Below are 8,613 nucleotides of genomic sequence, written 5' to 3' on the forward strand. Positions count from 1 at the left end.
AGCCCTGTAGATCGCCCGAATGGGGCGGGATTGCGGGTGAAGCGCGGCAAGTCGCGGGCGACCGCTTTTCGCGATGGACGGGACACCTCGGCCGGTCGCGACGCCGCATGGCGCATCAAACCTGTCCAACTCGCGCGCGAGCCTCTTGCTGGAGCGTTTAAAATCTGTCACCTTCCGTAATTAGGACAGTACGGCTGTCCCATTTTCGGCAGGGCGTCCGGCGGTGAGCGATCTCGGCGGACGAGGTGCCTTCGAGAAACGTGGAAGGTCTTGAGCGGGTGTCGAATCTCACGAAAAAACGAGATTCCAAGCCGGTCGCCATTGCGGCGATCCGGGCCCGCACGGCTTGAATTCAAGCCGGCGCTGAGCCCGCGGAGAGCGGGCGCTTCCTCACCGAAGACCCTGCCCGAATCCGACCGCGTCGAGGACGGAGCCTGAGTGCCGGATGGCATTCGGGCATGAAACATGCTCGCATGCGGGCACGGACGAACGAGGCTGAGGGGTTATGAACATGGCCGCATCTGAGGTTGCCGGGGTCGTCCAGAACCCGATCCCCGCCACGCGGGACGGCGTCGCGCCGCTCGTCGTCCGCGATCACGCTCTCCCGCCCAAGCAGGGTCTGTACGATCCCGCCCGCGAGGGCGATGCCTGCGGCGTCGGCTTCGTTGCGGACATGCATGACCGGCGCACCCATGCCATCGTCGCGCAGGGCCTCCTCATCCTCGAGAACATCGATCATCGTGGCGCCGTGGGCGCCGATCCGAAGATGGGTGACGGCTGCGGCATCCTCACTCACATCCCGCATTTCCTCCTGAAGGAGGAATGCGAGAGCCTCGGCATCGCTTTGCCTGAGCCCGGCCATTACGGCGTCGGACAGTTCTTCCTGCCCAAGGACGAAGAAGGCCGCCGCATCGTCGAGGAGATCGTCGAGAAGGCTCTGCACGACGAGGGCTTGCCCTTCCTCGGATGGCGCGACGTACCCGTGGATTCCAGCGACCTCGGCGTGCGCGTCAAGGAGACGGAGCCGCATCACAAGCAGGTCTTCATCGGCCGTCCGGCCGCGATCACCGACGAGGACGCGTTCGAGCGTCGCCTGTTCATCGCCCGCAAGGTGATCTCAAACAAGGTTTACGGCCTCAACGATCCGCGCGTGAAGGCCTATTATCCGGTCTCCGTCTCGACCCGGACCATCGTCTACAAGGGCATGGTCCTGGTCACGCAGCTCGGCCATTACTTCAAGGACCTGCAGGACGAGCGCTACGTCTCGGGCCTCGCCCTCGTGCACCAGCGCTTCGCCACCAACACCTTCCCCACCTGGCAGCTCTCGCACCCCTACCGGATGGTCGCCCATAACGGCGAGATCAACACCCTGCGCGGCAACGTGAACTGGATGGCGGCGCGCCAGGCCAGCGTCGATTCCGACCTCTTCGGCAACGACATCTCGAAGCTGTGGCCGATCTCCTACGAGGGCCAGTCCGACACCGCCTGTTTCGACAACGCCCTCGAGTTCCTCGTGCAGGGCGGCTACTCGCTCGCCCATGCCATGATGATGCTGATCCCGGAGGCCTGGGCCGGCAATCCGCTCATGAGTGAGGAGCGCAAGGCGTTCTACGAGTATCACGCCGCGCTGATGGAGCCGTGGGACGGCCCTGCCGCCGTCTGCTTCACCGACGGCCGCCAGATCGGCGCGACCCTCGACCGCAACGGCCTGCGCCCCGCCCGTTACATCGTCACAGAAGATGGCCTCGTCGTGCTCGCCTCTGAGATGGGCGTGCTGCCGATCCCCGATGAGAGCATTGTTGAATCCTGGCGCCTGCAGCCGGGCCGCATGCTGCTCATCGACCTGCAGAAGGGCCGCATCATCTCCGACGAGGAGATCAAGAGCGAGCTCGCGGCGGCCAATCCCTACGCGCAATGGGTGAAGAACACCCAGATCGTGCTTGAGGACCTGAAGCCCGTCATCCCGCGCGCCTCGCGCTCCGACGTGTCGCTGCTCGATCGCCAGCAGGCGTTCGGCTACAGCCAGGAAGACCTCAAGCTGCTGATGGCGCCCATGGCCGTCACCGGCCAGGAGGCGGTCGGCTCCATGGGGACCGATACCCCGCTCTCGGCCCTCTCCGACAAGCCCAAGCCCCTCTACACCTATTTCAAGCAGAACTTCGCCCAGGTCACCAATCCGGCGATCGACCCGATCCGCGAGGAGGCCGTGATGAGCCTCGTCTCGTTCATCGGGCCGCGGCCGAACCTGCTCGACATGGAGGGCGCCTCCCGCAAGAAGCGTCTCGAGGTCCGGCAGCCGATCCTGACCAACGGCGATCTCGAGAAGATCCGCTCGATCTCGCATTTCGAGGACCGTTTCGACACCAAGACCCTCGACATGACCTTCCCGGCCGAGTCCGGCGCCGTCGCCATGGAAGGCGCGGTCGACCGGCTCTGCGACCGGGCCGAGGCGGCGGTGCGCGGCGGCTACAACATCATCATCTTGACCGACCGCGGCGTCGGCCCGGATCGCATCGCGATCCCCGCTTTGCTGGCCACGGCGGCGGTGCACAACTACCTAATCCGCAAGGGACTTCGCACCTCGGTCGGTCTCGTGGTCGAATCCGGCGAGCCGCGTGAGGTGCATCACTTCGCCTGTCTGGCCGGGTACGGCGCCGAGGCGATCAACCCCTATCTCGCCTTCGAGACCGTGATCGCGATGAAGGCCGAGTTCCCGCCGGATCTCACCGACGACGAGATCGTCTACCGCTACATCAAGTCCATCGATAAGGGCCTGCTCAAGGTCATGTCCAAGATGGGCATCTCGACCTATCAATCCTATTGCGGCGCCCAGATCTTCGACGCGATCGGCCTGAACTCGTCCTTCGTCGCCCGCGACTTCTTCGGCACCAAGACCACCATCGAAGGCATCGGCATGGCCGAGGTCGCCGAGGAGACGGCGCGTCGCCATGCCGACGCGTTCGGCGATGCCCCGGTTTTCCGCCATGCCCTCGATGTCGGCGGCGAGTATGCCTACCGCCTGCGCGGCGAGAGCCATACCTGGACGCCGGATTCGGTAGCGACCCTTCAGCACGCGGTGCGCCTCGGCCTGCCCGAGCGCTACCGCGAGTTTGCCCGACTCGTGAACGAGCAGGAGAACCACCTCAAGACCATCCGCGGCCTGTTCCGGATCAAGCAGGCGGCCGAGCTCGGCCGGGCCCCCGTCGATATCTCCGAGGTCGAGCCGGCCGTCGACATCGTCAAGCGGTTCGCCACGGGCGCGATGTCCTACGGCTCAATTTCGAAGGAAGCCCACGAGACCCTCGCTATCGCGGTGAACTCGTTCGGCGGTCGCTCGAATTCGGGCGAGGGCGGCGAGGAGGTCGAGCGCTTCAAGCCGATGGCCGACGGTCGTTCGCGCCGTTCGGCGATCAAGCAGGTGGCCTCCGGCCGCTTCGGCGTGACGACGGAATATCTCGTCAATGCCGACATGATGCAGATCAAGGTCTCGCAGGGCGCCAAGCCCGGCGAGGGCGGCCAGCTGCCCGGCCACAAGGTCGATGCCAAGATCGCCAAGGTCCGCTACGCCACCCCTGGCGTCGGCCTGATCTCGCCGCCGCCGCATCACGACATTTACTCGATCGAGGATCTCGCCCAGCTGATCTTCGACCTGAAGAACGTGAACCCCGCGGCCGACGTATCTGTCAAACTCGTCTCGGAGGTCGGTGTCGGCACTGTCGCCACCGGCGTCGCCAAGGCACGCGCCGACCACATCACGATCTCGGGCTTCGACGGCGGCACCGGCGCCGCGCCGCTGACCTCGATCAAGCATGCGGGCGGCCCCTGGGAGACGGGTCTCGCGGAGACCCAGCAGACCCTGGTGCTCAGCCACCTGCGTGGCCGTGTCGTGCTCCAGGCCGATGGCGGTATCCGGACGGGACGCGACGTTCTCGTCGCCGCTCTGCTCGGAGCCGATCAGTTCGGCTTCTCCACTGCGCCGCTCATCGCGGCCGGCTGCATCATGATGCGCAAGTGCCACCTGAACACCTGTCCGGTGGGCGTGGCGACGCAGGACCCCGTCCTGCGCAAGCGCTTCAAGGGCACGCCCGAGCACGTGGTCAACTACTTCTTCTTCGTGGCGGAGGAGTTGCGCGAGCTGATGGCGACGATGGGCTACACCAAGCTCGAAGACCTCATCGGCCGCTCCGACTTCCTCGACACGCTGGAGGTGATCAACCATTGGAAGGCGCGGGGGCTCGATTTCTCGAAGCTGTTCCATCGCCCCGATGTCGGCCCCGACGTAGCCATCCGGCACACGGAGAAGCAGAAGCATCCGATCGACACGGTGCTCGACCGTCGCCTCATCGAAGGCGCGAAGTCGGCCATCGAGACCGCCGAGCCGGTGGTGCTCAACGAGGTCATCAGGAACTCGGACCGCACGGCGGGTGCGATGCTCTCCGGCGTCGTCGCCAAGCGCTACGGCCACGAGGGCCTGCCCGACGACACCATCACGGTGAACCTCGCCGGCACCGCCGGTCAGAGCTTCGGGGCATGGTTGGCGGCCGGCATCACCGTGGTTCTGACGGGCCACGCCAACGATTACGTCGGCAAGGGGCTGTCGGGCGGCAAGCTGATCATTCGCCCGAGCGACGCGCTGCGGTCGCCCGCCGGGCGGACGATCATGGCCGGCAACACGGTGCTCTACGGGGCGATCGCGGGCGAATGCTACATCCGCGGTTCGGCCGGCGAGCGTTTCGCCGTGCGGAATTCCGGTGCCATCACCGTGGTCGAAGGCATGGGCGACCATGGCTGCGAGTACATGACCGGCGGTGTCGTGGTGTCCATCGGCGAGACCGGGCGCAACTTCGCGGCCGGCATGTCGGGCGGCATCGCCTACGTGCTCGACGCGGACGGCTCGTTTGCCGCCCGTTGCAACCTCTCCATGGTCGATCTCGAACCCATCGAGGAGGAGGACGACGTCATGCGCCGCTTCCACCAGGATGGCGACCTCGAGACCAAGGGGCGCGTCGACATCCTGGCCGACATGTCCGGTCACGACGAGGAGCGCCTGAGCCAGCTCATCACCAATCACCTCAAGTACACGGGCTCCCCGCGTGCCAAGGCGATCCTCGATGATTGGGTCAGCTACCGCACTAAGTTCGTGAAGGTCATGCCGGTGGAATACCGCCGTGCCCTGCGCGAGATGGAGATGGCGCGGATGCCGGTGGCGGCGGAATAGCACTGAGACATAGGATCGGTTTCGATCCGACGTCGTCGAGGGGATCGATGCGGACACTCGTTTCGCGTCGGACCGTGCCTGAGGAGAAGGGATACATGATCGAACGGAGGATCAAGCTTCATCGCGAGGGGCACGAGCAGACCATCCGGCTCCCGGATGAGTTCGCTCTGCCCGGCGACGAGGCGATCCTTCGCTTGGAGGCCGGCCGTCTGACGCTCGAAGCCGTCGGACAACTTTCCCTCCTGTCGACCCTTTCGCGCCTCATGCCTCTGGACGATGCGTGGCCCGAGATCGAGGACCGTCTTCCGGAGCCGGTTGATCTCTAGTGCGCTACCTGCTCGACACGAACATCCTGTCGGCCCTCGTTCGCGCTCCCAATGGGCTCTTGCGAGACACGATTGCGCGGGTGGGGGAGTCGAACGTCTATACGAGTGTGGTGGTGGCCTCGGAACTGCGTTTCGGTGCTGCAAAAAAAGGATCCGAACGCCTGACCCGGCAGGTGGATGCGGTTTTGGGTGCGATCACCGTCGCATCCCTCTCTGTGCCCATCGATCACACCTATGGCGAACTGCGCCGACTTCTCGAGGCGGCTGGAACACCGATCGGAGCGAACGACCTGCTGATCGCGTCGCACGCGATTTGCGATGGCAGTATTTTGGTGACGGACAATGTCGGTGAGTTCTCGTGGGTGCCGATGCTCGACGTCGAGAACTGGTTGAGACCGTAGCGAGCTCGCTCGCGAAAGAAGAATTGGTCTCCGCTTCGTGCGGAGCGCTTTGGGTGAGTGGGGCTTTAGGTCATGGGCAAGATCACGGGTTTCCTCGAGTTCGACCGGCAGGAGCAGAAGTATCAGCTCGCAGCGGACCGCGTGCGGCACTTCCGCGAGTTCACGCTGCCCCTCGATGAGCACGACCTGAAGAAGCAGGCGGCGCGCTGCATGGATTGCGGCATCCCGTTCTGCCATGGGCCGACCGGTTGCCCCGTGCACAACCAGATCCCCGACTGGAACGAACTCGTTTTCCAATCGGATTGGGAGGAGGCCGCGCGCAACCTCCACTCCACCAACAACTTCCCGGAATTCACCGGCCGCGTCTGCCCGGCGCCGTGCGAGGAAGCCTGCACCCTCAACCTCGAGAACCAGCCCGTCGCGATCAAGACGATCGAGCAGGCCATCGCCGACCGCGCCTGGAACAACGGCTGGGTGAAGCCGGAAATCCCCGCCACCCGCACCGGCAAGAAGGTCGCCGTCATCGGTTCCGGACCGGCCGGAATGGCCGCGGCGCAGCAGCTCGCCCGCGTCGGCCATAACGTCCATGTCTTCGAGCGCGAGCCGAAGGCCGGCGGTCTGCTGCGCTACGGCATCCCCGATTTTAAGATGGAGAAGCGCCATATCGACCGGCGCGTGAAGCAGATGGAAGCGGAGGGCGTGACCTTCCATTACGGCGTCAATGTCGGCGTGACGAAGCCGCTCGACGAACTCACCGCCGAGTTCGACGCGGTGCTCTTCGCCGGCGGCGCCGAGGACCCGCGCAATCCGCAGCTTCCCGGCCAGGAACTCGCCGGCGTGCATTACGCGATGCCGTTCCTCGTCCAATCGAACCGCAGGGTCGGCGCCGAGCCGATGCCGGGCAACGGCGAATTGCCGATCCTCGCCACCGCCAAGAACGTCGTGGTGATCGGTGGCGGCGATACGGCTTCGGATTGCGTCGGCACCTCATTCCGCCAGGGCGCCCTGTCGGTGACGCAGCTCGACATCCGGCCGCGCCCGCCCGAGCGCGAGGACAAGCTCTCGGTCTGGCCCTACTGGCCGACCAAGATGCGGACCTCGTCGAGCCAGGCGGAAGGTGCCGAGCGCGAGTTCCAGGCCGCGACTTTGCGGCTGGAGGGCAACAAGAAGGGCAAGCTCACGGGCGTCGTCTGCACCCGCGTGGACGAGAAGCGCCAGCCGGTCCCCGGCGGCGAGTTCACCCTGCCGGCGGATCTGGTCTTCCTCGCCATCGGTTTTGCCGGCTCGCTCCGCAAGGGCCTGCTGGAGGAATCCGGCGTCGTCATGGACAAGCGCGGCAATGTCACCGCCAACGAGCTCGATTACCGGACGTCCAACGAGAAGATCTATGCCGCCGGCGACATGCGCCGTGGCCAGTCTCTCGTGGTCTGGGCGATCCGCGAAGGCCGTCAGGCGGCGCGCTCCATCGACGAGGCGCTGATGGGATCGAGTGTCCTGCCGCGCTGAGGTAACGATCCGGGGCCGGCTTAATGCTAGGCCCCGGCGACTGAAGCTCTTATCGAGCTCGGCGCCGCCACGCCGGGATCAGCCCGGCGGCCATTTGAAATCGTCGGCCCGGCCCGGCTGAGGCATGGGCGCCGAGCCACGCTGGAGCACTCGCTCCACGTTCCCCGATGCGTCGCCGTCGCGCGGCCGTCCGCTGATGAGCGTGCCGCCGGGGGTCACTTCGGCGCGGCCGAGGGGTAGGACCGGGCCAAACGCGGGCTTTACCGGCAGGGCCGGGATGCCGGGAGGCTCCGGCAGGCTCGGCAGCATCGCGGTGATCTGGCGGTCGATCGCAGCGGTATCGTCGAGTTTCGGCGCCTCGTCATCGAGAAGGGGGCCGGGAACCGTCGCCACGGGCGCGACGGCCGGCGCCTCCGCGGGGTTGGCGCCCATGAGACGTTTGAGTTCGACATCGGCGAAATGCGCGATCTTGCGGGCGCCCGCCTTAGTGAAATGCACGCCGTCCGACGTCCGCAGCTTGGCTTCCTGCCCTTCCAGGTCGGGGCCGGTCATGGTGAAGCGGTTGCGGTCGTCGACGAAGCCCGGCCAGATGTCGACATAGTTCCCACCCGCTTTCGCGACGCGGTCGCGGATCAGATCGTTGATCGTCGCGATGTCTTTCGTCAGCGGCTCGCTGCGCATGGGCGGCGCGCCCACCCAGATCAACGGAATCTTCTGGTTCGCGAAGACCTTGGCCAGGGCGTCCACGCGGTCGCGGTAGATCTCGCGCCAGCGTTCCGTCCCGGGGTCCACAGTCTCCGTTCCCTCACGGATGGGCTGGCGATCGTTCGCGCCGAGCATTACCACGGCATAGGAGACCTTCGGGCTCGTCTTGAGGAAATCCTCCGCCGCCTTCGGCCAGTCGACCACGTCCTTCCGGACGAGACCGCTATCGGCCTTCGTGCGGTCGAGGATCGCCACATCGGCATTGTCCTCGAACACGTCGTCGAGGCCACGGCCGAGATAGCTCGCCAGGGAATCGCCGAACACGGCGATGCGGATCGACGGCTCCGCTTTGGGCTGAACCGGCTTCGGCTGGGCGATCACCGGGGCCGGGCGAGGCCGCTTCGTGTAGGAGCGCTGGCTCTCCCCAATGGTCGGCGGCCGCGGACGGGTGGGGCGG

5 protein-coding genes are annotated in these 8,613 nt (G+C 65.9%); 4 read left to right on the forward strand and 1 reads right to left on the reverse strand.

Features of this window, described 5'->3' with window-relative positions; translation table 11 throughout:
* Nucleotides 1-505 precede the first annotated feature (505 nt).
* The 4 genes from gltB (at nucleotide 506) to FPV16_RS10945 (ending at nucleotide 7,451) form a co-directional block, all read left to right on the forward strand.
* The gene (gene gltB, locus FPV16_RS10930) at nucleotides 506-5,218 is read left to right on the forward strand and encodes a glutamate synthase large subunit (RefSeq protein ID WP_227438217.1); all 4,713 of its coding nucleotides are present in this window, start codon (nucleotides 506-508) and stop codon (nucleotides 5,216-5,218) included.
* 95 nt (nucleotides 5,219-5,313) lie between these two features.
* Nucleotides 5,314-5,544: a hypothetical protein gene (locus FPV16_RS10935; RefSeq protein ID WP_056140600.1), complete on the forward strand. Its 231-nt coding sequence runs from the start codon at nucleotides 5,314-5,316 to the stop codon at nucleotides 5,542-5,544.
* Nucleotides 5,544-5,945, forward strand: a complete 402-nt coding sequence (locus FPV16_RS10940) for a type II toxin-antitoxin system VapC family toxin (protein ID WP_227438218.1) — start codon at nucleotides 5,544-5,546, stop codon at nucleotides 5,943-5,945. The genes FPV16_RS10935 and FPV16_RS10940 overlap by 1 nt, the downstream gene beginning before the upstream one ends.
* Before the next feature lie 72 nt (nucleotides 5,946-6,017).
* The gene (locus FPV16_RS10945; protein ID WP_227438219.1) at nucleotides 6,018-7,451 is read left to right on the forward strand and encodes a glutamate synthase subunit beta; all 1,434 of its coding nucleotides are present in this window, start codon (nucleotides 6,018-6,020) and stop codon (nucleotides 7,449-7,451) included.
* Between the two features lie 78 nt (nucleotides 7,452-7,529).
* Here the strand turns inward: FPV16_RS10945 and FPV16_RS10950 are convergent.
* On the reverse strand, nucleotides 7,530-8,613 hold a 1,084-nt coding region (locus FPV16_RS10950; RefSeq protein WP_227438220.1), incomplete at its 5' end, for a DUF459 domain-containing protein.

Source organism: Methylobacterium sp. W2 (assembly GCF_020662345.1).
Classification (GTDB): Bacteria; Pseudomonadota; Alphaproteobacteria; order Rhizobiales; family Beijerinckiaceae; genus Methylobacterium.